Origin of the sequence: Streptomyces sp. ITFR-6 (assembly GCF_031844725.1) — a bacterium.
Taxonomy (GTDB): Bacteria; Actinomycetota; Actinomycetes; order Streptomycetales; family Streptomycetaceae; genus Streptomyces.
Genome location: NZ_CP134612.1, coordinates 4,116,716 through 4,139,498 on the forward strand (window position 1 = coordinate 4,116,716; position 22,783 = coordinate 4,139,498).

The 22,783-nt window shown below is 67.5% G+C and carries 21 protein-coding genes and 1 tRNA gene; 12 read left to right on the plus strand and 10 right to left on the minus strand.

Annotated elements, in window-relative coordinates:
- Positions 1-114: 114 nt before the first annotated feature.
- The gene (gene trxB / locus RLT59_RS18600; RefSeq protein ID WP_311304444.1) at positions 115-1,077 is read left to right on the plus strand and encodes a thioredoxin-disulfide reductase; all 963 of its coding nucleotides are present in this window, start codon (positions 115-117) and stop codon (positions 1,075-1,077) included.
- Between the two features lie 42 nt (positions 1,078-1,119).
- Positions 1,120-1,452: a thioredoxin gene (gene trxA, locus RLT59_RS18605; protein WP_073733236.1), complete on the plus strand. Its 333-nt coding sequence runs from the start codon at positions 1,120-1,122 to the stop codon at positions 1,450-1,452.
- Between the two features lie 113 nt (positions 1,453-1,565).
- On the opposite strand, the gene RLT59_RS18610 is transcribed toward trxA, so the two are convergent.
- The 9 genes from RLT59_RS18610 to rpmH form a co-directional block, all read right to left on the minus strand.
- The gene (locus RLT59_RS18610) at positions 1,566-2,183 is read right to left on the minus strand and encodes a GNAT family N-acetyltransferase (RefSeq protein WP_311304445.1); all 618 of its coding nucleotides are present in this window, start codon (positions 2,181-2,183) and stop codon (positions 1,566-1,568) included.
- Between the two features lie 198 nt (positions 2,184-2,381).
- Positions 2,382-3,473 (minus strand): ParB/RepB/Spo0J family partition protein, encoded by a 1,092-nt coding sequence (locus RLT59_RS18615; protein WP_311304446.1) that lies wholly within the window; start codon positions 3,471-3,473, stop codon positions 2,382-2,384.
- Positions 3,470-4,546 (minus strand): ParA family protein, encoded by a 1,077-nt coding sequence (locus RLT59_RS18620; RefSeq protein WP_311307769.1) that lies wholly within the window; start codon positions 4,544-4,546, stop codon positions 3,470-3,472. Before RLT59_RS18620 ends, RLT59_RS18615 begins: the two co-directional genes overlap by 4 nt.
- 292 nt (positions 4,547-4,838) lie before the next feature.
- Positions 4,839-5,555 (minus strand): 16S rRNA (guanine(527)-N(7))-methyltransferase RsmG, encoded by a 717-nt coding sequence (gene rsmG, locus RLT59_RS18625; RefSeq protein ID WP_024489509.1) that lies wholly within the window; start codon positions 5,553-5,555, stop codon positions 4,839-4,841.
- A gap of 107 nt (positions 5,556-5,662) precedes the next feature.
- On the minus strand, positions 5,663-6,172 hold the full coding sequence (locus tag RLT59_RS18630; protein ID WP_073733240.1) for a Jag family protein: 510 nt from the start codon (positions 6,170-6,172) through the stop codon (positions 5,663-5,665).
- Between the two features lie 14 nt (positions 6,173-6,186).
- Entirely contained in the window at positions 6,187-7,452 is a 1,266-nt protein-coding gene (gene yidC / locus RLT59_RS18635) for a membrane protein insertase YidC (protein ID WP_311304447.1), read from the minus strand.
- A 3-nt stretch (positions 7,453-7,455) separates the two neighbouring features.
- A complete protein-coding gene (gene yidD / locus RLT59_RS18640; RefSeq protein WP_311304448.1) occupies positions 7,456-7,815 on the minus strand; it encodes a membrane protein insertion efficiency factor YidD in 360 nt (119 codons plus the stop codon).
- A complete protein-coding gene (gene rnpA, locus RLT59_RS18645; RefSeq protein WP_311304449.1) occupies positions 7,812-8,183 on the minus strand; it encodes a ribonuclease P protein component in 372 nt (123 codons plus the stop codon). Before rnpA ends, yidD begins: the two co-directional genes overlap by 4 nt.
- A gap of 21 nt (positions 8,184-8,204) precedes the next feature.
- On the minus strand, positions 8,205-8,342 hold the full coding sequence (gene rpmH, locus RLT59_RS18650) for a 50S ribosomal protein L34 (RefSeq protein WP_010985740.1): 138 nt from the start codon (positions 8,340-8,342) through the stop codon (positions 8,205-8,207).
- A gap of 379 nt (positions 8,343-8,721) precedes the next feature.
- Between rpmH and dnaA the strand changes: the two genes are divergently transcribed.
- From dnaA to RLT59_RS18695, 9 genes are all read left to right on the plus strand, one after another.
- Entirely contained in the window at positions 8,722-10,530 is a 1,809-nt protein-coding gene (gene dnaA / locus RLT59_RS18655; protein WP_311304450.1) for a chromosomal replication initiator protein DnaA, read from the plus strand.
- Positions 10,531-11,447: 917 nt separating this feature from the next.
- Complete coding sequence (dnaN, locus tag RLT59_RS18660; protein ID WP_024489504.1) at positions 11,448-12,578, plus strand: DNA polymerase III subunit beta; 1,131 nt, start codon at positions 11,448-11,450, stop codon at positions 12,576-12,578.
- Between the two features lie 131 nt (positions 12,579-12,709).
- On the plus strand, positions 12,710-13,588 hold the full coding sequence (gnd, locus tag RLT59_RS18665; protein ID WP_311304451.1) for a phosphogluconate dehydrogenase (NAD(+)-dependent, decarboxylating): 879 nt from the start codon (positions 12,710-12,712) through the stop codon (positions 13,586-13,588).
- 95 nt (positions 13,589-13,683) lie between these two features.
- Positions 13,684-14,814: a DNA replication/repair protein RecF gene (recF, locus tag RLT59_RS18670; protein WP_311304452.1), complete on the plus strand. Its 1,131-nt coding sequence runs from the start codon at positions 13,684-13,686 to the stop codon at positions 14,812-14,814.
- A 62-nt stretch (positions 14,815-14,876) separates the two neighbouring features.
- The gene (locus RLT59_RS18675) at positions 14,877-15,395 is read left to right on the plus strand and encodes a DciA family protein (protein WP_311307770.1); all 519 of its coding nucleotides are present in this window, start codon (positions 14,877-14,879) and stop codon (positions 15,393-15,395) included.
- A 393-nt stretch (positions 15,396-15,788) separates the two neighbouring features.
- Positions 15,789-17,900 carry a DNA topoisomerase (ATP-hydrolyzing) subunit B gene (gene gyrB / locus RLT59_RS18680; RefSeq protein WP_311304453.1) on the plus strand — a complete coding sequence of 704 codons (2,112 nt, stop codon included), beginning with the start codon at positions 15,789-15,791 and terminating at the stop codon, positions 17,898-17,900.
- Between the two features lie 52 nt (positions 17,901-17,952).
- Positions 17,953-20,619, plus strand: coding sequence for a DNA gyrase subunit A (gene gyrA, locus RLT59_RS18685; RefSeq protein WP_311304454.1), 2,667 nt, complete (start codon positions 17,953-17,955; stop codon positions 20,617-20,619).
- A gap of 93 nt (positions 20,620-20,712) precedes the next feature.
- Positions 20,713-21,309 carry a DUF3566 domain-containing protein gene (locus RLT59_RS18690; protein WP_311304455.1) on the plus strand — a complete coding sequence of 199 codons (597 nt, stop codon included), beginning with the start codon at positions 20,713-20,715 and terminating at the stop codon, positions 21,307-21,309.
- A 77-nt stretch (positions 21,310-21,386) separates the two neighbouring features.
- Positions 21,387-21,460: transfer RNA gene (locus tag RLT59_RS18695), tRNA-Ile, on the plus strand.
- 333 nt (positions 21,461-21,793) lie between these two features.
- Here RLT59_RS18695 and RLT59_RS18700 read toward each other — a convergent pair.
- Complete coding sequence (locus tag RLT59_RS18700; protein ID WP_311304456.1) at positions 21,794-22,183, minus strand: DUF6344 domain-containing protein; 390 nt, start codon at positions 22,181-22,183, stop codon at positions 21,794-21,796.
- 321 nt (positions 22,184-22,504) lie between these two features.
- Here RLT59_RS18700 and RLT59_RS18705 point away from each other — a divergent pair, with 321 nt between their 5' ends.
- Positions 22,505-22,639, plus strand: a complete 135-nt coding sequence (locus RLT59_RS18705) for a DLW-39 family protein (protein WP_003958712.1) — start codon at positions 22,505-22,507, stop codon at positions 22,637-22,639.
- Positions 22,640-22,783: the final 144 nt, after the last annotated feature.

Consider the following 22,783-nt stretch of genomic DNA (forward strand, 5'->3'; position numbering starts at 1 on the left):
CCGGGCACGTCGGGAATGCATCCCCCGTAGGATCCGTTGGGTGGGGTGAGAGTCGTTGAACCGGCCCCAGTAGGCGTGGACAGTAGGCAGTCTGCAGAGACGAGGAAGAAACCCGTGAGCGACGTGCGTAATGTGATCATCATCGGCTCCGGCCCAGCGGGGTACACGGCCGCGCTGTACACCGCGCGCGCCTCTCTGAAGCCGCTGGTCTTCGAGGGTGCCGTCACCGCCGGTGGCGCGCTGATGAACACGACCGACGTGGAGAACTTCCCCGGATTCCAGGACGGAATCATGGGCCCGGAGCTCATGGACAACATGCGCGCCCAGGCCGAGCGGTTCGGTGCCGAGCTGGTCCCCGACGACGTTGTCTCCGTCGACCTCACCGGTGACATCAAGACCGTCACCGACACCGCGGGCACGGTACATCGCGCCAAGAGCATCATCGTCACCACCGGGTCGCAGCACCGCAAGCTGGGTCTGCCCAACGAGGACGCCCTCTCCGGGCGCGGCGTCTCCTGGTGCGCGACCTGCGACGGGTTCTTCTTCAAGGACCAGGACATCGCCGTGGTCGGCGGCGGCGACACCGCGATGGAGGAGGCAACGTTCCTCTCCCGCTTCGCCAAGTCGGTCACCATCGTCCACCGCCGCGACTCGCTGCGAGCCTCCAAGGCCATGCAGGACCGCGCCTTCGCAGACCCGAAGATCAAGTTTGCCTGGGACAGCGAGGTCGCCGGGGTGCACGGCGAGCAGAAGCTGTCCGGTCTGACCCTGCGCAACACCAAGACCGGCGTTACCTCCGAGCTCCCCGTCACCGGCCTGTTCATCGCAGTCGGCCATGACCCGCGCACCGAGCTCTTCAAGGGCCAGCTCGACCTCGACGACGAGGGCTACCTCAAGGTCCAGGCCCCCTCGACGCGCACGAACCTCACCGGTGTCTTCGGCGCAGGCGATGTCGTCGACCACACCTACCGGCAGGCCATCACCGCTGCCGGCACCGGCTGCTCCGCCGCACTCGACGCCGAGCGCTTCCTTGCCGCGCTCGCCGACGACGAGAACGCCGCCGCAGCCACCGTCTGATCCAAGCCTCACTCACACCCCCGCGAAGTTAAGGAGGCCGCCGTGGCCGGCGCGCTGAAGAACGTGACTGACGACTCGTTCGACGAGGTCGTCCTGAAGAGCGACAAGCCCGTACTGGTGGACTTCTGGGCTGCCTGGTGCGGCCCGTGCCGCCAGATCGCCCCCTCGCTGGAGGCCATCGCGGCTGAGCACGGCGACCGGATCGAGATCGTCAAGCTCAACATCGACGAGAACCCGGCCACCGCCGCCAAGTACGGCGTCATGTCCATCCCGACGCTGAACGTCTACCAGGGCGGCGAGGTCGCCAAGACCATCGTCGGCGCCAAGCCGAAGGCCGCGATCCTTCGCGACCTCGAAGGCTTCATCGCCGAATAAGGCAGAACCGCTGCCTGATGTTTCACGTGAAACGGGCTCACCCCTCGGGGTGAGCCCGTTTCACGTTTCACGGCACGTACATACGACTACGACACCTCTGTGCGTCGTCCGAATCAGAGCGGCCGCAGCACCGGCTCCTTCTGGACCGCACCCAGCAGCCGGTCCAGAGCCAGCTCCACATCCTCTTTCCACGAAAGGGTCGTACGCAGCTCCAGCCGCAGCCGCGGATGCGACGGATGTGTCCGTACGGTCTTGAAGCCCACTGCCAGCAGATGATCCGCAGGCAGCACGCAGGCCGGTTCCTTCCAGCGGGCGTCCGCGAACGCCTCGATCGCCTTGAATCCGCGACTGAGCAGATCCTTGGCAACGGTCTGCACCATGACCCGACCCAGGCCTTGTCCCTGGTACCCCGGCACGATCAGGGCAGTCATCAGCTGAACGGCATCGGGGGAGACCGGGCTGGTCGGAAAGGACGCAGCCCGCGGGACGTAGGCCGGTGGTGCGTAGAGGACGAAGCCGACCGGAACATCATCGACGTAGACAACGCGGCCGCAGGATCCCCACTCCAGCAGGACACCGGAGATCCAGGCCTCCTTCTCCGCACCGGGCCTGCCGGCCTTGACCGCGGCCGCCCCACGCACCGGATCAAGTTCCCAGAACACACAGGAACGACAGCGCTCGGGTAGATCAGAGAGGTTGTCCAGCGTGAGCGGTGCGAGCCGACGCCCCATGAAGGCTGTTCCTCACTTCCTCGTCCACCGCATCGCGTGCGACGGACGGTGCACTCCGTTCACGGAGACGGATCAACCGGATGTGGCCTACCTGAACGCATCGTATCCACGAAGGGATCAAGCTGACACCGAGAGAAAGCAAAGGGCGGGCTGTGTTCCGTCCTACCGGAACACAGCCCGCCCACCGTCGCTCAGAAGTCAGCTCTCGTCGTTCTCAGACTGCTCCTCCGCCGGACTGCGGTCCAGCACACGGCCTTCGCCGGGAGCGAGACTGCCAAGGATGCGGTCCAGATCCTCCATCGAGGCGAACTCGACGACGATCTTGCCCTTCTTCTGACCGAGGTCGACCTTCACCCGGGTCTCGAAGCGGTCCGAGAGCCTGGATGCCAGATCGGACAGGGCCGGTGACAGCCGACCGCCGGCTCGCGGTCCCTTGGCCTTGATGGTGCTCGTGGGCCTGGAGCTCATGAGCGTCACGATCTCCTCGACCGCGCGCACCGAGAGGCCCTCGGCCACGATGCGATGTGCCAGCTTGTCCTGCTCCTCGGAGTCGTCCACCGAGAGCAGCGCACGTGCGTGTCCCGCCGAGAGCACACCGGCAGCGACCCTTCGCTGCACCGGGGGCGACAGCCTCAGCAGACGCAAGGTGTTGGACACCTGCGGCCGGGATCGCCCAATGCGGTCGGCCAGCTGGTCATGCGTGCACTTGAACTCCTTGAGCAGCTGGTCGTACGCAGCCGCCTCCTCCAACGGGTTCAGCTGAGCCCGGTGAAGGTTCTCCAGGAGCGCGTCCAGGAGGAGCTTCTCGTCATCCGTGGCCCGGACGATGGAGGGGATCCGCTCCAGACCTGCTTCACGGCAGGCCCTCCAGCGCCGCTCGCCCATGATGAGCTCGAAGCGGTCGGCGCCGGTCTGCCGCACGACGACCGGCTGAAGGAGACCGACCTCCTTGATGGAGGTCACCAGCTCGGCGAGCGCGTCCTCGTCGAAGACCTCTCGGGGCTGGCGAGGGTTCGGCGTGATGGAATCGAGCAGGATCTCGGCGAAGTACGCCCCTGCCACCTCGCTCGGTCCGCCGGCCCCGGCCGAATCCGAAACAGGAGCACTCGTCTCCGGCACCGCACCGAGTGACGTCACCTTGGCGGCAGCAACTCCCCGCTCGGCCGTCATGACCGGACCCGCCCCGGCAGAGGACGCACCGGACTTGGTCGACGAGACCGGCTTCTCCTGCGGAGCGGCGGGAATCAGGGCACCGAGCCCTCGCCCCAACCCTCTACGACGCTCACTCACTGGATCCCCTCCGAAGTGTTCTGCTGGCTGTTCCGACTGCCCGTGTGGGCCTGCTGCGCCTCGTAATGCAATCCCACCCCGCGCAGAGCGATCTCACGTGCCGCCTCAAGATACGACAGGGAGCCGCTGGACCCGGGATCGTAGGTGAGCACGGTCTGCCCGTAGCTCGGCGCCTCGGAGATCCGCACCGAGCGCGGAATGCTGGTGCGCAGCACCTCCTTGCCGAAGTGGGTGCGCACCTCCTCCGCGACCTGCGACGCGAGCCTGGTCCGGCCGTCGTACATGGTGAGCAGGATCGTCGACACATGGAGTTCGGGGTTGAGATGCCCCCGTACGAGGTCGACATTGCGCAGCAGCTGCCCGAGCCCTTCCAGCGCGTAGTACTCGCACTGGATCGGGATCAGCACCTCGGCACCGGCCACCAGGGCGTTGACGGTCAGGAGACCGAGCGAGGGCGGGCAGTCGATGAGGATGTAGTCCAGCGGCTGTTCATAGGCCTGGATCGCCCGCTGGAGTCGACTCTCCCGCGCCACCAGCGACACCAGCTCGATCTCCGCACCGGCGAGATCGATGGTCGCTGGGGCGCAGAAGAGACCTTCGACGTCCGGGACGGGCTGAACCACGTCGGAGAGAGGCTTGCTCTCCACCAGGACGTCATAGATCGAGGGGACTTCGGCGTGGTGGTCGATGCCTAGCGCCGTGGAGGCGTTCCCCTGCGGATCCAGGTCGACCACCAGGACCCGAGCACCGTGGAGGGCTAGTGACGCGGCAAGGTTGACCGTCGAGGTGGTCTTGCCCACCCCGCCCTTCTGGTTGGCCACCACCATGACGCGCGTCTGGTCAGGTCGCGGCAGCCCCTCGCCGGCGCGGCCAAGGGCCTCGACCGCCAGCTGGGCCGCGCGGCCGATGGGTGTGTCGTCCATCGGCGGCGGTGTTTCACGTGAAACACCGTCCACCGCCGATTCGGATCGGGGACCGGGGACCGGGTCGGTCATCGGTCCCGCGATGTTGGCGTCGGACCGCAAGGATTCACCCTCCTCGACTTCAGGCTCGCAATGAGCAGAGCCTGCCATGCTTTCGGGGTCGCGAACCAGCGAGGCCCGCTCTTCTGTGGACGAATCCACTTCTGTGGACAACTCCGTAGCCCTAACGGGCCTGCGATGGCGAGGCGCGGCAGCCGCACGACCGCGGCCGATAATTCCATGCAGCAGAGAGCGACGTTTCACGTGAAACACGATGCCCCTGCAGCGTAGCTACAGGGGCACGACACTCCGCGCGGGGTACGTACACCTCCCCGTGCGAGGCATCCCCGATACGACCACCAAACGGTGCGTAACGGTCATGCGCACAGCGTGATCGGACAGGTCAGCGACGACGGCGTGTCCGGCTGACTCTCGCGGCCTTGGCCCTCTTTGCGGCGAACCTCACACCACCGGGACTCTCGCCCACCACCACACGCACCACGGTGGACATCGGATCAACGATACCCTCGCCCACCTGCAGGACCTCGGTCTCCAGCACACCGAGCTTGCTCAGGGCCGCCCGCGCACCGTTGATCTCCTCCTCGGCGGTATCACCCTTGAGCGCCAGCATCTCGCCGTACGGGCGAAGCAGTGGCACTCCCCAGCCCGCCAAGCGGTCCAGCGGCGCCACCGCGCGGGCCGTCACCACGTGGACCGGCTGAAGCGTCCCCAGGACCTCCTCGGCCCGGCCGCGGACGACCGTCACATGATCGAGCCCCAGGAGCTCGACGACCTCCTGGAGGAAGTTCGTCCGCCGCAGCAAGGGCTCCAGTAGGGTGATCTTCAGATCCGGCCGCACCAGCGCCAGCGGAATGCCCGGAAGCCCGGCACCCGAGCCCACATCGCAGACCGTGACGCCGTCGGGGACGACCTCGGAGAGCACCGCACAGTTCAGCAGGTGCCGCTCCCACAGCCGGGGCACCTCGCGCGGACCGATCAGCCCGCGCTTGACCCCCGCGTCGGCCAGCAGTTCCGCGTACCGGACAGCCTCGGGGAAGCACTCACCGAACACCTCCCGGGCCTCGTCGGGCGCCTGGGGAAGCTCTACTTCCTCCGTCACGGGAACCGTCCTTCCATACCGCATTACCGCACCATGGTGGCTGACTATCAGGCTGACAAAGATCGGCCCCGCCTGCGAACAGACGGGGCCGACAGGAGAAGAGCCGGTCAGGCCGGCAGGACGACGACGAAGCGCTGCGGCTCCTCGCCCTCCGATTCGCTGCGCAGACCTGCGGCCGCGACCGCGTCGTGTACGACCTTGCGCTCGAACGGCGTCATCGGGTCCAGCTTCACCGGCTCACCGGAGCTCTTGACCTCGTCCGCGGCCTTGGCACCCAGCTCGGCCAGCTCCGTACGCTTCTGCGCACGGAAGCCCCCGATGTCGAGCATCAGACGGCTGCGGTCACCGGTCTCCCGGTGCACGGCCAGCCGCGTCAGCTCCTGGAGCGCCTCCAGCACCTCACCGTCGCGGCCCACGAGCTTCTGCAGTTCACGTGCCGACTCACTGATGATCGAGACCGCGGCCCGATCGGCCTCGACGTCCATGTCGATGTCGCCGTCGAGATCGGCGATGTCGAGCAGGCCCTCAAGGTAGTCCGCTGCGATCTCCCCTTCCTGCTCAAGGCGGGTCAAGGTGTCGCTGCCCTCAGCGGCCGTGGAGGTGGTGCCTTCCGTCACGGATGGACTCCTTCTTACTTCTTGGACGGGTGCTTGGGCCGCTGCGGGCCCTTGCGCTGTCCGGACTTGGCTTGGCGTGAGTAGCCGGACGCGGGCTTGCCGCCCGCAGGCTTGGGCTTGTCGTCCTGCGGTGCCTTCTTCTGCAGGGAGGTCGTGGTCCCCGACTCGCTGGAGTCGGTGTCCTTCGCCCCGCCCTGCTGACCCGAGGCGGTCTGACGCTTCGCCTTGGTCTGGCGCTTGGGCTGCTGGCGTCGCTGCGCGGCTCCGGCCTCGGCGTCGGCCGCGGCGGTCTCGCTCTTCACCACCGTGCCGTCCTCCTGGGCGGCGAGACCGAGCTTGGCGAGTCCGGTGATGAACTTCCGCTCGATGTCATTGCGGTCCGGGCCCTTGGACACGATCCGCTTGACCGTATTGCGCTTGGTCCTGCCGCGCACCTCACCGTGGGTGGTGACGCTCTTCAGCAGACGTCCCAGGTACTGGTCCTGCGCCTTGCTGCCCGGCGTGGGGTTCTGGTTGATCACGTACATCTGCTGACCCATGGTCCAGACGTTGGTGGTCAGCCAGTAGACGAGGACACCGACAGGGAAGTTGATACCCATGACGGCGAAGATCAGCGGGAAGATGTACATCAGCATCTTCTGCTGCTGCATGTACGGCGTCTTGACCGTCAGGTCGACGTTCTTCGTCATCAGCTGGCGCTGGGTGAAGAACTGCGAGGCCGACATCATCACGATCATGACCGCGGTGACGACCCGGACATCCACCAGCGAGGCGCCGAGCGCCTGGACCTTGTCCGCGCTGTCCATAAACTTGGCGGCCAGCGGGGCACCGAAGATGTGTGCCTGACGCGCGCTGTCCAGCAGCGACTGGTCGATCACACCGATCTTCTTGTTCGACGCGATGGCCGAGAGCACGTGGTACAGGGCGAAGAAGAACGGCGACTGCGCCAGGATGGGAAGGCACGAGGACAACGGGTTGGTACCCGTCTCCTTGTACAGCTTCATCATCTCTTCGGACTGACGCTGCTTGTCGCTCTTGTAGCGCTCCTGGATCGCCTTCATCTTCGGCTGGAGCACCTGCATGTTCCGCGTCGACTTGATCTGCTTGACGAACAGCGGAACGAGACAGATACGGATCAGCACCACGAGGGACACGATGGACAGACCCCAGGCCCATCCCGTGTCGGGGCCGAAGATCGCCCCGTACAACTTGTGGAACTGGACGATGACCCAGGAAACAGGCCATGTGATGAAGCTGAACAGACTGGCAATCGTGTCCACTAATCAGGCTCCTTGAGCATTGGGCGAAGTCTCTGCGGCCGAGCTCGGAAGATCGGTGGCCGATCCCCCGGGAGGCACATCAGCGGCGGAGTCCCCGCCCTTACCGCCGCGGAAGAGATCTCGCAGCAGTTCGTGCCAACGCGGACGTTTGCGTGGTGGTATGTAATCCACGCCGCCGGGTGACCACGGATTGCATCGCAGGATGCGCCAGGCTGTCAGCGCCGTTCCCTTGATCGCTCCGTGCCGGTCGATCGCCGTATATCCATAGTGGGAACACGACGGGTAGTAACGGCAGACAGGCCCGAGAAGTGGGCTGATCGTCCACTGGTACAGCTTGATGAGAGCCAGCAGCGGGTACTTCATCGCGCGCCCCCTCCCAGCAGCCGCTGGAGGGCGGCATCCAGGTCTCGGGCCAGCTGTTCATGGTCGGCGCCGCCCGCACCGGGCAACGCTCGTACGACAACCAGGCTACCGGGGGGCAGCAGGGCCAGTCGCTCTCGGACCAGATGGCGAAGCCTTCGCTTCACCGCTGTGCGGACGACCGCGCCACCCACGGCTTTGCTGACAACGAAACCCGCACGCGGCGGGGGAGCGTTCTCCCCAGTCACGTGCGGGTCCGTTGCACCGCTACGTAGATGGACGACGAGTAGCGGGCGGCCGGCCCTGCGTCCTCGTCGTACCGCGGTCGCGAAGTCCTCGCGCCGCCTCAGCCGATTCTCGGTAGGCAGCACGTCATGACGACCTGTACGCGATCAGGCGGACAGGCTAGCGCGGCCCTTGCCACGGCGGGACGCGAGAATCGCGCGGCCGGCACGGGTCCGCATACGCAGGCGGAAACCGTGGGTCTTCGCGCGACGACGGTTGTTCGGCTGGAAGGTGCGCTTGCTCACTCGGGGGCTCCAGAAATGATCGTGTGTTGGCGGGACATCGCCTGGCTGTCACCGTGCGCCCACGAGAGACTCGCGTAAACGCCCTAGTGCACCGCTTCACAATCACAGATCGTGATCTTTGCCCATCGGAGGCAGGCGGCAGCAGCCATCGACAACTCGACCTGTTCACGGTACGCGCGGCTACGCCATCCGGTCAAACCGACCCTGTCGGGCCTTCCATTGTGCACAGCCTGTGGACAACGACTTGAACCGCACGGGTCGGCCCGCCTACCGTGGCCGAACCCCGGTTCTTTTTCTTCCCGCCTGCCGGTCCTCACCCATCCCGACCCATACGTCCCGAGAAACACACATTCGTGGGACCAGCGAGAGAGCGTGCCTTGTGGCTGACGTACCTGCCGATCTTGCCGCAGTGTGGCCACGAGTGCTGGAGCAACTCCTCGGGGAGGGCCAGCAGGGCATCGAGCCGAAGGACAAACAGTGGATCGAGCGCTGCCAGCCGCTCGCCCTGGTTGCCGACACCGCGCTGCTCGCCGTCCCCAATGAATGGGGCAAGCGCGTCCTGGAGGGCCGGCTCGCTCCGCTCATCAGCGAGACGCTGACCCGGGAGTGCGGCCGCCCGATCCGGATCGCGATCACGGTCGACGACTCCGCGGGCGAGCCGCCGAGCCCGCCGGCGCCCCCGATGCACCAGTCGCAGCAGCACCAGTCCCAGCAGCAGCACCGCTACCAGGGACCGCAGCACGACGAGCGGCAGCACAACGACTCCTACGACGGTTACGGCCACCGCCCCTCGGACGACGGCATGCCGACCGCCCGTCCCGCCTACCCCGACTACCAGCAGCAGCGCCCCGAACCCGGCGCCTGGCCGCGCACCCAGGAGGACCTCTCCTGGCAGCAGCCCCGGCTCGGCGGATACCAGGACCGCGACACCTCCGGCGAGCACTGGCGCGAGCCGTACGGCGGCCGCTCCCAGCAGCAGCCCCAGCACGACTACCGCCAGCAGCCCCCCGAGCACCAGGGCTACGACTCCCAGCGGTCCGAGCGGCGCGACATGCAGGAGCCCCAGCACCGGCAGGGCGGCGGAACGGGCCGGCCCGGCGGCGTCCCGGGACCGATGGGCGCACAGCCCGCACCCGCGCCCGGCCCCGGTGAGCCGCACGCCCGGCTGAACCCGAAGTACCTCTTCGACACCTTCGTCATCGGAGCCTCGAACCGCTTCGCGCACGCCGCGGCCGTCGCCGTCGCCGAGGCGCCGGCCAAGGCGTACAACCCGCTCTTCATCTACGGGGAGTCGGGACTCGGCAAGACCCACCTGCTGCACGCCATCGGGCACTACGCCCGCAGCCTCTACCCGGGCACCCGGGTGCGGTATGTGAGCTCTGAGGAGTTCACCAACGAGTTCATCAACTCGATCCGCGACGGCAAGGGCGACACCTTCCGCAAGCGGTACCGCGATGTCGACATCCTGCTGGTCGACGACATCCAGTTCCTGGCGAGCAAGGAGTCGACGCAGGAGGAGTTCTTCCACACCTTCAATACGCTCCACAACGCCAACAAGCAGATCGTGCTGTCCTCCGACCGGCCGCCCAAGCAGCTGGTGACCCTGGAGGACCGGCTGCGGAATCGTTTCGAGTGGGGTCTCACCACCGATGTGCAGCCGCCGGAGCTGGAGACGCGTATCGCGATCCTCCGTAAGAAGGCGGTGCAGGAGCAGCTCAACGCTCCGCCGGAGGTGCTGGAGTTCATCGCCTCCCGTATCTCCCGCAACATCCGGGAGCTGGAGGGCGCGCTCATCCGGGTCACGGCCTTCGCCAGTCTCAACCGCCAGCCGGTGGACCTCGGGCTGACCGAGATCGTGCTGAAGGACCTGATCCCGGGCGGCGAGGACGCCGCCCCGGAGATCACCGCACCGGCCATCATGGCGGCGACCGCCGACTACTTCGGGCTGACGGTGGAGGATCTCTGCGGATCGTCCCGCAGCCGGGTGCTCGTGACGGCGCGCCAGATCGCGATGTACCTGTGCCGTGAGCTGACGGACCTCTCACTGCCCAAGATCGGCGCCCAGTTCGGCGGCCGCGACCATACGACCGTGATGCACGCCGACCGCAAAATCCGGGCCCTGATGGCGGAGCGGCGTTCCATCTACAACCAGGTCACCGAGCTCACCAACCGCATCAAGAACGGCTGACGGCCCACCACCTCGTCTCACAGCCGCGCCTCCACGAGCACCGAAAGGGCGCTCCGAGACCCGAATCGGGTCTCGGAGCGCCCTTTTCAGTCCAGTCCGGGGCCGCTGCGCACGAGGTTTCCGGGGCGCGGGCCCGTCCCCGCTGTTCGAATACCTGCCGCTGAGGGGCCGTTCTCCACAGATCTGGGCACAATCTCCCCTCCACAGCCTGGGGATTGAAAAGTTGTCCATACTGCTTCCACAGGCACGGCAGCCGATACTCCATCAGGCCTGCTCAGAGGCCTGGGGATTTGTGGTCAACAATGATCCACAGCCTGTGGACAAGTTTTTCGTCCACAGGGTCGCGTCAGCGTTGTCCACCGGCGGCCCACAGGCCGGGCCTTCTTGTCCCCAGCTTGAGCAGGCTTCTCCACACCTCTGTCCACTGTTCGGCAACACGACACCCGCTGTCACCGCCCCGAGTGAAAGGCGTCACACCAAGAGGGCAGGTTGGGCTGTGGGGAAGCTGGGTAAAGCTGGGGACAGACCTGGGGAGAAACCCCCCTGCCCTGTGTACCGGTTGTGCAGAACTTTCGGGTGTCCACAGAAACCCCGGGTTGTCCACCGGTTCCGCCCACAGGACCGGTGGACAAAAAATAGGGCCTGACCTGCGGAAACGACGTTATCCACGGTTTCCACAGGCCCTACTACTACTACTACCTCTAGTTAGCCCGGAATCCGCTTCGAAGTGGGGCCTGTGCACAACTCGGCGCCGGAGCTCCGCGGACCGCTTGTCGCGACTTGACCCCGAGCAGCACCGAGTGTCGGTGCCGTACGTCAGACTGGACCCCGGCGTCCTCCCCGTCCCATCGGTGGAGCGACCCGACCAGACGACGAAGGCCAGCAGGGCGAGCGAGCAACAGCAGGAGGCGGTTCCGGTGAAGATCCGGGTGGAGCGCGATGTACTCGCGGAGGCTGTGGCCTGGGTGGCCCGTAGCCTCCCGGCCCGGCCGCCGGCGCCCGTTCTTGCGGGGCTGCTGCTGAAGGCGGAGGACGGCGCCCTCAGCTTCTCCAGCTTCGACTACGAGGTCTCGGCCCGGGTCTCGGTGGATGCCGAGATCGAGGAGGACGGCACGGTGCTGGTCTCCGGCCGGCTGCTCGCCGACATCTGCCGCGCCCTGCCCAACCGGCCGGTGGAGATTTCCACAGACGGTGTACGGGCGACGGTGGCCTGCGGCTCCTCGCGGTTCACACTCCACACCCTTCCTGTGGAGGAGTACCCCGCACTCCCCGAGATGCCGACGGCGACCGGGACGGTCCCCGGTGAGGTCTTCGCCTCCGCCGCCGCCCAGGTGGCCATCGCGGCGGGCCGTGACGACACGCTGCCCGTCCTGACCGGTGTGCGCATCGAGATCGAGGGCGACACCGTCACCCTGGCCTCCACCGACCGCTACCGCTTCGCGGTCCGCGAGTTCCTCTGGAAGCCGGAGAACGCCGACGCCTCCGCCGTCGCCCTGGTCCCCGCCAAGACGCTGCTGGACACCGCCAAGGCGCTCACCAGCGGCGACACGGTCACGCTGGCGCTGTCGGGCTCCGGTGCCGGTGAAGGTCTCATCGGCTTCGAGGGCGCCGGCCGGCGGACGACCACCCGGCTGCTCGAAGGCGACCTGCCGAAGTACCGCACGCTCTTCCCGACCGAGTTCAACACGGTCGCGGTCATCGAGACCGCCCCGTTCGTCGAGGCCGTCAAGCGCGTCGCGCTGGTGGCCGAGCGGAACACCCCGGTCCGGCTCAGCTTCGAGCAGGGTGTGCTGATCCTGGAGGCGGGTTCCAGCGACGACGCACAGGCTGTGGAGCGCGTGGACGCGGTCCTGGAGGGCGACGACATCTCGATCGCCTTCAACCCGACCTTCCTGCTGGACGGGCTGAGCGCGATCGACTCCCCCGTCGCCCAGCTCTCCTTCACGACATCCACGAAGCCCGCGCTGCTCAGCGGCCGCGCCGCCGTGGATGCCGAGGCTGATGACGCGTACAAGTACCTGATCATGCCGGTCCGCCTCTCCGGCTGATCCGGTCACCGGTCCTGTCACGGCAGGCCCCGACGGGCACGCTCAGCGCCGAGCATGCCCGTCGCCCTGTCCCCGGCCGGGCGTAGGCTCGGTCCTGGGTACGAATCGGCACAACGCTTAAGGAATCTCTGATGGAGATCGGTCTCGTCGGCCTCGGCAAGATGGGCGGCAACATGCGCGAGCGCATCCGCCGCGCAGGTCACACCGTCATCGGTTACGACCGCAACCCGGACGTCGCCGATGTCCACAGCCTCGAAGAGCTTGTGGGCAAGCTGAAGGGCCCCCGGCTCGTGTGGGTGATGGTCCCGGCCGGTGCCGCGACCCAGTCCACGATCGACGAGCTGGCGGAACTGCTGTCGGCCGGTGACGTCGTGGTGGACGGTGGGAACTCCCGCTGGACCGACGACGAGAAGCACGCGGTCGAGCTCGGCATCAAGGGCATCGGCTTCGTCGACTGCGGCGTCTCCGGCGGTGTCTGGGGCCTGGAGAACGGCTACGCGCTGATGTACGGCGGCGACGCCGAGAACGTCGCGAAGGCCCAGCCGGTCTTCGACGCACTGAAGCCCGAGGGCGACTTCGGTTCCGTCCACGCGGGCAAGGTCGGCGCCGGCCACTTCGCGAAGATGGTCCACAACGGCATCGAGTACGCCATGATGCAGGCCTACGCCGAGGGCTGGGAGCTCCTGGAGAAGGTCGACTCCGTCACCGACGTGCGCGAGGTCTTCCGCTCCTGGCAGGAGGGCACGGTCATCCGTTCCTGGCTGCTCGACCTGGCGGTCAACGCGCTGGACGACGACGAGCACCTGGACCAGCTCCGCGGTTTCGCCGCCGACTCCGGCGAGGGCCGGTGGACGGTGGAGGCCGCGATCGACAACGCCGTTCCGCTGCCCGCGATCACCGCGTCGCTCTTCGCCCGGTTCGCCTCGCGCCAGGACGACTCCCCGCAGATGAAGATGATCGCCGCGCTGCGCAACCAGTTCGGCGGCCACGCGGTCGAGAACAAGAAGTAGCACCGAAGGGGTGCGGGCCGGACCGGGTGTCCGCCCGCACCACACAGCACGGAGCAACAGCACGGAGCAGGAAGCCGGGAAGGTCGGCGTACACCATGCATGTCACGCATCTGTCGCTGGCCGACTTCCGCTCGTACGCCCGGGTCGAGGTGCCTCTCGACCCGGGCGTCACCGCGTTCGTGGGGGCCAACGGCCAGGGCAAGACCAATCTGGTCGAGGCCGTCGGCTATCTCGCGTCGCTCGGCAGCCACCGCGTCTCCTCGGACGCGCCGCTGGTGCGCATGGGCGCGGAGCGGGCCGTCATCAGGGCTGCCGTCACCCAGGGCGAGCGCTCGCAACTGGTCGAGCTCGAACTGAATCCGGGCAAGGCCAATCGCGCCCGGATCAATAGATCGTCGCAGGTCAGACCCCGTGACGTGCTAGGCATCGTACGGACGGTGCTGTTCGCTCCGGAGGATCTGGCGCTGGTGAAGGGCGATCCGGGCGAGCGCCGCCGGTTCCTGGACGAGCTGGTCACGGCACGGTCGCCGCGGATGGCCGGGGTCCGCTCCGACTACGAGCGGGTGCTGAAGCAGCGCAACACGCTCCTGAAGTCGGCGGCGATGGCGCGCAGGCACGGTGGCCGTTCGATGGACCTGTCGACGCTCGACGTCTGGGACCAGCACCTGGGCCGGGTGGGCGCCGAGCTGCTGGCTCAGCGGCTTGATCTGATCGCGACGATGCAGCCGCTGACGGACAAGGCGTACGCGGACGTGGCTCCCGGCGGTGGCCCCGTGACGCTGGAGTACCGCAGTTCGGTGGGCGCGGACGTGAGCCCCGCCCGTACCCGCGAGGAGCTGTACGCGCAGCTGATCGCGGCCCTGGCAGAGGTGCGCAAGCAGGAGATCGAGCGGGGCGTGACGCTGGTCGGCCCGCAACGCGACGACCTGGTGCTCGGGCTGCGCGGAATGCCGGCCAAGGGCTACGCGAGCCACGGGGAGTCCTGGTCGTACGCGCTGGCCCTGCGGCTGGCCTCGTACGATCTGCTGCGCGGCGAGGGCAATGAGCCCGTGCTGGTCCTGGACGACGTCTTCGCCGAGCTGGACGCCCGGCGGCGTGAGCGCCTTGCCGAGCTGGTGGCGCCGGGTGAGCAGGTGCTGGTGACGGCCGCGGTGGACGACGACGTCCCTGGGGTGCTCGCAGGGACGCGGTACGCGGTGACCGCGGGCGAGGTGGAGCGGCTGTGAGCGGCGCCGTGGGCAGCCCGGAGCCGCTCCCGGAGGGACCGCGCGAGGCGGCCCCGGGAGAGGTGAAGCAGCCGGAGCCCTCGGGGGTGGACCTGGCTCGGGTGGCTCTGCGCGCGGCGAAGGAGCAGGCGCGGGCCCGCGGTGCGGCGGTGCAGCAGAAGAAGCAGGCCCGGCGGGGCGGCGGGCTGCGGTCCGGGGCGCGGGCGGACGGCCGGGATCCGCTGCCACTGGGTGCGGCGATCAACCGGCTGATCACCGAACGCGGCTGGGAGGCGCCCGCGGCGGTGGGCGGTGTGATGGGCCGCTGGCCGCAGATCGTAGGTGATGATCTGGCCAATCATTGTGTTCCGCTGCGCTACGACGAGGATCCCGACGCGCGGGTGCTGACGGTGCAGTGCGACTCGACGGCGTGGGCGACCCAGCTGCGGCTGCTGGCGCCTCAGCTGGTGGCCCGGCTGAACGCGGATCTGGGGCACGGCACGGTGCGGATGATCAAGGTTCTGGGACCGGGAGGACCGCAGCGGAGGTTCGGTCCGCTGCGTGCGCCGGGCAGCAGGGGACCGGGCGACACCTACGGCTGACCTGGTCTTTTACCCGTTTTCGAGACCGGTGCGGCGGTCCTGTCGAAGGGGGCCGCGGTGAGGTCTGCCCCGTGTGTTCCCGATGCCTGTGGACTCCGTGTCGCACGGGTGCACGGTGGTGGAAACCACGGGGTGCGGAGCGGACGTCCCTCACCGTAGCGGGAGGTTGACAGGCCGAAGCGCTCAACGCCCGTTTGAGCCCCTTGAGGCCCCTTCCCGAATATGGGGAGTCGTCAGGCGTGGATTCAGGGCGGCACATGCGGACTCAGGTACCGGCAAACCCCCATTCGGGTCGGCGCTACCGGTAGACTGGTGGACAATCCCGCGTCCTTGCGGGATTCGTCGATACAAGCCGAACGACGCAGCCGCTCCCGCCTGCCCGGAGAACGGCCTGTGCTGTGCCAGAAAGGGCGCTTCGTGGCCGATTCCGGCAACCCCAACGAGAACATTCCGTCCATCCCCGACGGGAGCGACGCCGCTCCCGTGACGGGCGAGGTGACCTCACCCGTCACGGGCGAGGTGACCGCCTCGTACGACGCCAGCGCGATCACCGTGCTGGAGGGCCTGGACGCGGTCCGCAAGCGACCGGGCATGTACATCGGCTCGACCGGTGACCGCGGTCTCCACCACCTCGTCCAAGAGGTCGTCGACAACTCCGTCGACGAGGCCATGGCCGGTCACGCGGACACGATCGACGTCACGATCCTCGCCGACGGCGGCGTGCGCGTGATCGACAACGGCCGCGGCATCCCGGTCGGCATCGTGCCGTCCGAAGGCAAGCCGGCCGTCGAGGTCGTGCTCACCGTGCTGCACGCGGGCGGAAAGTTCGGCGGCGGCGGCTACGCGGTCTCCGGCGGTCTGCACGGCGTCGGTGTCTCCGTCGTCAACGCCCTGTCCACCCGGGTCGCCGTCGAGGTCAAGACCGACGGCTACCGCTGGACCCAGGACTACAAGTTCGGCGTCCCGACCGCCCCGCTGAAGCAGAACGAGGAGACCGACGAGACGGGCACGTCCGTCACCTTCTGGGCCGACGGCGACATCTTCGAGACGACCGAGTACTCCTTCGAGACGCTCTCGCGCCGCTTCCAGGAGATGGCCTTCCTCAACAAGGGCCTCACGCTCAAGCTGACGGACGAGCGGGAGTCCGCGAAGGCGACGGCGGGCGCGGACAGCGCGGAGGTGACCGAGGTCCCCGAGGACGAGACGACCCGTACGGTCACGTACCACTACGAGAACGGCATCGTCGACTTCGTCAAGTACCTCAACTCCCGCAAGGGCGATGTCATCCACCAGTCGGTGATCGACATCGAGGCCGAGGACAGGGACCGGCTCCTCTCGGCCGAGATCGCCATGCAGTGGAACACGCAGTACAGCGAGGGCGTCTACTCCTTCGCCAACGCGATCCACACGCACGAGGGCGGCACGCACGAGGAGGGCTTCCGCGCGGCGCTGACCTCGCTGGTCAACCGGTACGCACGCGACAAGAAGCTGCTGCGCGAGAAGGACGACAACCTCACCGGCGAGGACGTCCGCGAGGGCCTGACGGCGATCATCTCGGTGAAGCTGGGCGAGCCGCAGTTCGAGGGCCAGACGAAGACCAAGCTGGGCAACACGGAGGCCAAGACCTTCGTGCAGAAGGTCGTCCACGAGCAGCTCACGGACTGGTTCGACCGGAACCCCAACGAGGCCGCCGACATCATCCGCAAGGGCATCGCCGCGTCGACCGCCCGGGTGGCGGCCCGCAAGGCGCGTGACCTGACCCGCCGCAAGGGGCTCTTGGAGAGCGCCTCGCTGCCGGGCAAGCTGAGCGACTGCCAGTCCAACGACCCGACGAAGTGCGAGATCTTCATCGTCGAGGGTGACTCCGCCGGTGGTTCGGCGAAGTCCGGCCGTAACCCGATGTACCAGGCCATCCTGCCGATCCGAGGCAAGATCCTGAACGTCGAGAAGGCCCGGATCGACAAGATCCTGCAGAACACCGAGGTCCAGGCGCTGATCTCGGCCTTCGGCACCGGGGTCCACGAGGACTTCGACATCGAGAAGCTCCGCTATCACAAGATCATTCTGATGGCGGACGCCGACGTCGACGGGCAGCACATCAACACCCTGCTGCTCACGTTCCTCTTCCGCTTCATGCGGCCGCTGGTCGAGGCCGGGCACGTCTACCTCTCGCGCCCGCCGCTCTACAAGATCAAGTGGGGCCGGGACGACTTCGAGTACGCGTACTCGGACCGCGAGCGCGACGCCCTCGTGGCGCTCGGCAAGCAGAACGGCAAGCGGATCAAGGAAGACTCGATCCAGCGCTTCAAGGGCCTCGGCGAGATGAACGCCGAGGAACTGCGCGTGACCACGATGGACGTCGACCACCGCGTGCTCGGCCAGGTCACGCTCGACGACGCGGCGCAGGCCGACGACCTGTTCTCGGTGCTGATGGGTGAGGACGTCGAGGCGCGACGCTCGTTCATCCAGCGCAACGCCAAGGACGTCCGCTTCCTCGACATCTGAGTCGGCCGTACAAGCAAGCCGAAGCCGCAGCGCGAAAGGACTTTGACCAGCAATGGCCGACGAGAACACCCCTGCCCCCGTGACACCGGAAGAGGTTCCGCCCGTCGAGGGCGTAGGCATGCGTGTCGAGCCCGTCGGGCTCGAAACGGAGATGCAGCGCTCCTACCTCGACTACGCGATGTCCGTCATCGTGTCGCGTGCCCTGCCCGACGTGCGGGACGGCCTCAAGCCCGTCCACCGCCGGGTGCTGTACGCGATGTACGACGGTGGCTACCGGCCCGAGAAGGGCTTCTACAAGTGCGCCCGCGTCGTCGGTGACGTCATGGGTACGTACCACCCGCACGGCGACTCCTCGATCTACGACGCCCTGGTGCGCCTGGCGCAACACTGGTCGATGCGCATGCCGCTGGTCGACTCCAACGGCAACTTCGGTTCACCGGGCAACGACCCGGCCGCCGCCATGCGGTACACCGAGTGCAAGATGATGCCGCTGTCCATGGAGATGGTCCGCGACATCGACGAGGAGACCGTCGACTTCCAGGACAACTACGACGGCCGCAACCAGGAGCCGACCGTCCTGCCGGCGCGCTTCCCGAACCTGCTGGTGAACGGTTCCGCGGGCATCGCGGTCGGCATGGCGACCAACATCCCGCCGCACAACCTGCGCGAGGTCGCCTCCGGTGCGCAGTGGTACCTGGAGCACCCGGAGGCCTCGCAGGAGGAGCTCCTGGACGCCCTGATCGAGCGGATCAAGGGCCCGGACTTCCCGACCGGCGCCCTCGTCGTGGGCCGCAAGGGCATCGAGGAGGCGTACCGCACGGGCCGTGGCTCGATCACGATGCGCGCGGTCGTGGCGGTCGAGGAGATCCAGAACCGACAGTGCCTGGTGGTCACGGAGCTTCCGTACCAGACCAACCCCGACAACCTCGCGCAGAAGATCGCCGACCTGGTCAAGGACGGCAAGGTCGGCGGGATCGCCGACGTCCGTGACGAGACCTCGTCGCGTACGGGTCAGCGCCTGGTCGTCGTGCTCAAGCGGGACGCGGTCGCCAAGGTCGTCCTGAACAACCTGTACAAGCACACCGACCTGCAGTCCAACTTCGGCGCCAACATGCTGGCGCTGGTGGACGGCGTGCCGCGCACCCTGTCGATCGACGCGTTCATCCGCCACTGGGTGACGCACCAGATCGAGGTCATCGTCCGGCGCACGCGGTTCCGGCTGCGCAAGGCGGAGGAGCGGGCGCACATCCTGCGCGGCCTCCTCAAGGCCCTGGACGCCATCGACGAGGTCATCGCCCTCATCCGGCGCAGCAACACCGTGGAGATCGCGCGTGAGGGCCTGATGGGCCTCCTGGAGATCGACGAGATCCAGGCGAACGCGATCCTGGAGATGCAGCTGCGCCGGCTGGCCGCACTGGAGCACCAGAAGATCACCGCTGAGCACGACGAGCTCCAGGCGAAGATCAACGAGTACAACGCGATCCTGTCCTCGCCCGAGCGGCAGCGGCAGATCGTCAGCGAGGAGCTGGCGGCGATCGTCGACAAGTTCGGCGACGACCGGCGCTCCAAGCTGGTGCCCTTCGACGGTGACATGTCCGTGGAGGACCTGATCGCCGAGGAGGACATCGTCGTCACGATCTCCCGCGGCGGCTATGTGAAGCGTACGAAGACCGAGGACTACCGCTCGCAGAAGCGCGGTGGCAAGGGCGTGCGCGGCACCAAGCTGAAGCAGGACGACATCGTCGACCACTTCTTCGTGTCGACCACGCACCACTGGCTGCTGTTCTTCACGAACAAGGGCCGCGTCTACCGGGCGAAGGCGTACGAGCTCCCGGACGCCGGCCGTGACGCGCGCGGTCAGCACGTCGCCAACCTGCTGGCCTTCCAGCCGGACGAGCAGATCGCGCAGATCCTGGCGATCCGTGACTACGACGCCGCGCCGTACCTGATCCTGGCCACGAAGGGCGGTCTCGTGAAGAAGACCGCGCTGAAGGACTACGACTCCCCGCGCTCCGGTGGCGTCATCGCTATCAACCTGCGCGAGACGCCGGACGGCTCGGACGACGAGCTGATCGGCGCGGAGCTGGTGTCGTCGGAGGACGATCTGCTGCTCATCAGCAAGAAGGCCCAGTCGATCAGGTTCACCGCGACGGACGACGCGCTGCGCCCGATGGGCCGTGCCACCTCGGGCGTCAAGGGCATGAGTTTCCGCGAGGGAGACGAACTCCTCTCGATGAATGTCGTCAGGCCCGGTACTTTCGTGTTCACTGCCACTGACGGCGGGTACGCGAAGCGGACCCCTGTCGACGAGTACCGCGTCCAGGGTCGCGGCGGCCTGGGCATCAAGGCCGCCAAGATCGTGGAGGACCGGGGCTCACTGGTCGGTGCGCTGGTGGTCGAGGCTACGGATGAGATCCTTGCCATCACGCTCGGCGGTGGTGTGATTCGTACGCGAGTCAATGAAGTCAGGGAGACGGGCCGTGACACCATGGGCGTCCAACTGATCAACCTGGGCAAGCGTGATGCCGTGGTCGGCATCGCCCGTAACGCCGAGGCGGGTCGTGAGGCCGAAGAGGTCGACGGTCCCGTCGACGCCGACGGCGATGCGGCCGAGGCAGTGACTGCTGAGGCAGTGACTGCTGAGGCCGAGACGGCCGACGCGGCTGGTGAGAGCACTGTCGAGGGCACGACGTCCTCGACCGGGGAGCACGAGGAGTAGAGCGTGAGTGGAGCCACGGGCGCCGGTTCGGCCGCTTCCGGAGCCGGCGCGAACGGTGCCCGTGGCCCTGCCACGGACTCCCAAGGGGGCACTGTGACGGATACCCGGGGTCCTCAACCCCAGTACGAGGGCTACGCGGCCGGGCCCCTGCCCGGCGAGCGTGAGCCCGCACCGGGCCAGGCGGGGCCCTATCACCCGCCGCAGGCCTACCCTTCGCCTCCGGGCGGGACCCACGGGGGCCGCCCCCAGGGGGCCCCGCAGGGCGCGGGCGCGGCTCAGGCGGCCCGCAAGCCGCGGACGGGGGCGCGGACCACTCCGCGTACCCGCAAGGCGCGCCTGCGGGTGGCCAAGGCCGATCCGTGGTCGGTGATGAAGGTCAGCTTCCTGCTGTCCATCGCGCTCGGCATCTGCACGGTGGTGGCGTCGGCGGTCCTGTGGATGGTGATGGACGCGATGGGCGTCTTCTCCACCGTGGGCGGCACGATCAGCGAGGCGACCGGCTCCAACGAGGGCAGCGGCTTCGACCTGCAGTCGTTCCTGTCGCTGCCCAGGGTCCTCATCTTCACGTCGGTCATCGCCGTGATCGATGTGGTGCTGGCGACCGCGCTGGCGACGCTGGGTGCCTTCATCTACAACTTGTCGGCCGGCTTCGTGGGCGGTGTCGAGCTCACGCTGGCCGAGGACGAGTAGCGGCGCATCTATCGATTTTGGGACTGGCCCCGACGTGCGCTAATCTTCTTCACGTCAGCGCGACACAAAAGCGCGGCGGGGCTATAGCTCAGTTGGTTAGAGCGCATCCCTGATAAGGATGAGGCCACAGGTTCAAATCCTGTTAGCCCCACAGCGACAAACAGAAGGCCCGGTTCCTCTTCGGAGAGACCGGGCCTTCTGCGTGGGCGGGGTGCGGTGTTGGGGGTGGGGTTGAGGCTGGGGGCGAGGGGCCGCTCCGGTGGTACGGGGCCTGCTGCGGTGGGTCGCACCGTCGGGGACGAGTGCTCCGGGTGCGTCCAGGTGCCCCGTCCGGTACGGGCGTGACTGCTGCGGCCTCTGTCTGCTGTGGCCTCCTGCTGTGACCTGAGCTGTGGCCTTCTGCCGGCGTGGGCGGCGGGCGCACGGGAAAGCCCCCGTCCGGTGTGAACCGGCCCGGGGGCTCTGGGAGTCAGGTGCGCCGCTCTCAGGGGGGCAGCAGGGACGCGTCCCCCGCCGGGGCTCCGTGTGAGGCGCGGGCGGTACTGGTGGTGTTCGCGGTGTTCGTGGTGTCTGCGCTGTCCGTGGTGTTGGCGGACAGGTGCCGGGTCGAGGGTGAGGAGCCGTGTGCCTCGGCGCGGATGCGCTGCTTCATCGTGGGCGGCAGCGCCCGGTCACGCGGAAGGGTCCATCGCACCGACGGGGTGGTCGCGGTTGCCGCGGTCGCACCCGTGTGCTCATGGGTCGTGGTCGTCGGCTCCGTGACCGTGGCTTCCGTGGCGGAAGCGGTGGAGCCCGCGAGGCCCAGTGCCGCGAGAAGTGCGAAGAACGCTGTGATGAAGGCGGTCCAGATGTTCTTGGCCCGGTAGGTGCTCATGGCCCCTCACTCACTTTCAGGTGGTCCGTTTTGCTTACCTTCCTGATGATGTGGATCCGGGGCGCGATTTCACGGACCGACGCCGCCGATGCGCCGATGTTCAGATGAACACCACTCGTATGGTGCAACCGGGCCCGATCGGTCGGAGCGGGGCCCTTGAAGGCGTCGGTGACGGGGTGTCGGCGGGGGTGGCCCGATCCTTCGACGATCGCTTCTCCGCAGGCCCCAGTTGGGTTGCGGGGAGGTCACCGGTCGATATCGGCCGGTGTGTATAGTCGGGCGGCAGAAGTCCCCTACGCCAACGAAAGACGAGGTCGCGCGGTGAAGAAGCTTCTCCTGGTCGCACTGGCCGCCATCGGCGGGCTCCTCGTGTACCGCCAGATCCAGGCGGATCGCGCCGAGCAGGATCTGTGGACGGAGGCGACTGACTCCGTGCCCGCAGGTTCGGGTGTGTGAGACAGAACAGCCTGTTCGCGAGCCCCGGTCGCCCTGAGCGGCCGGGGCTTCGTGCTGTTGCGGGACCGTGACACCTGTGCTCTTGAGTTTCACCTAAGCAAATCAATAGGTTGCTTGAGCAAATAAGCCGGGGATTTCGGTCTA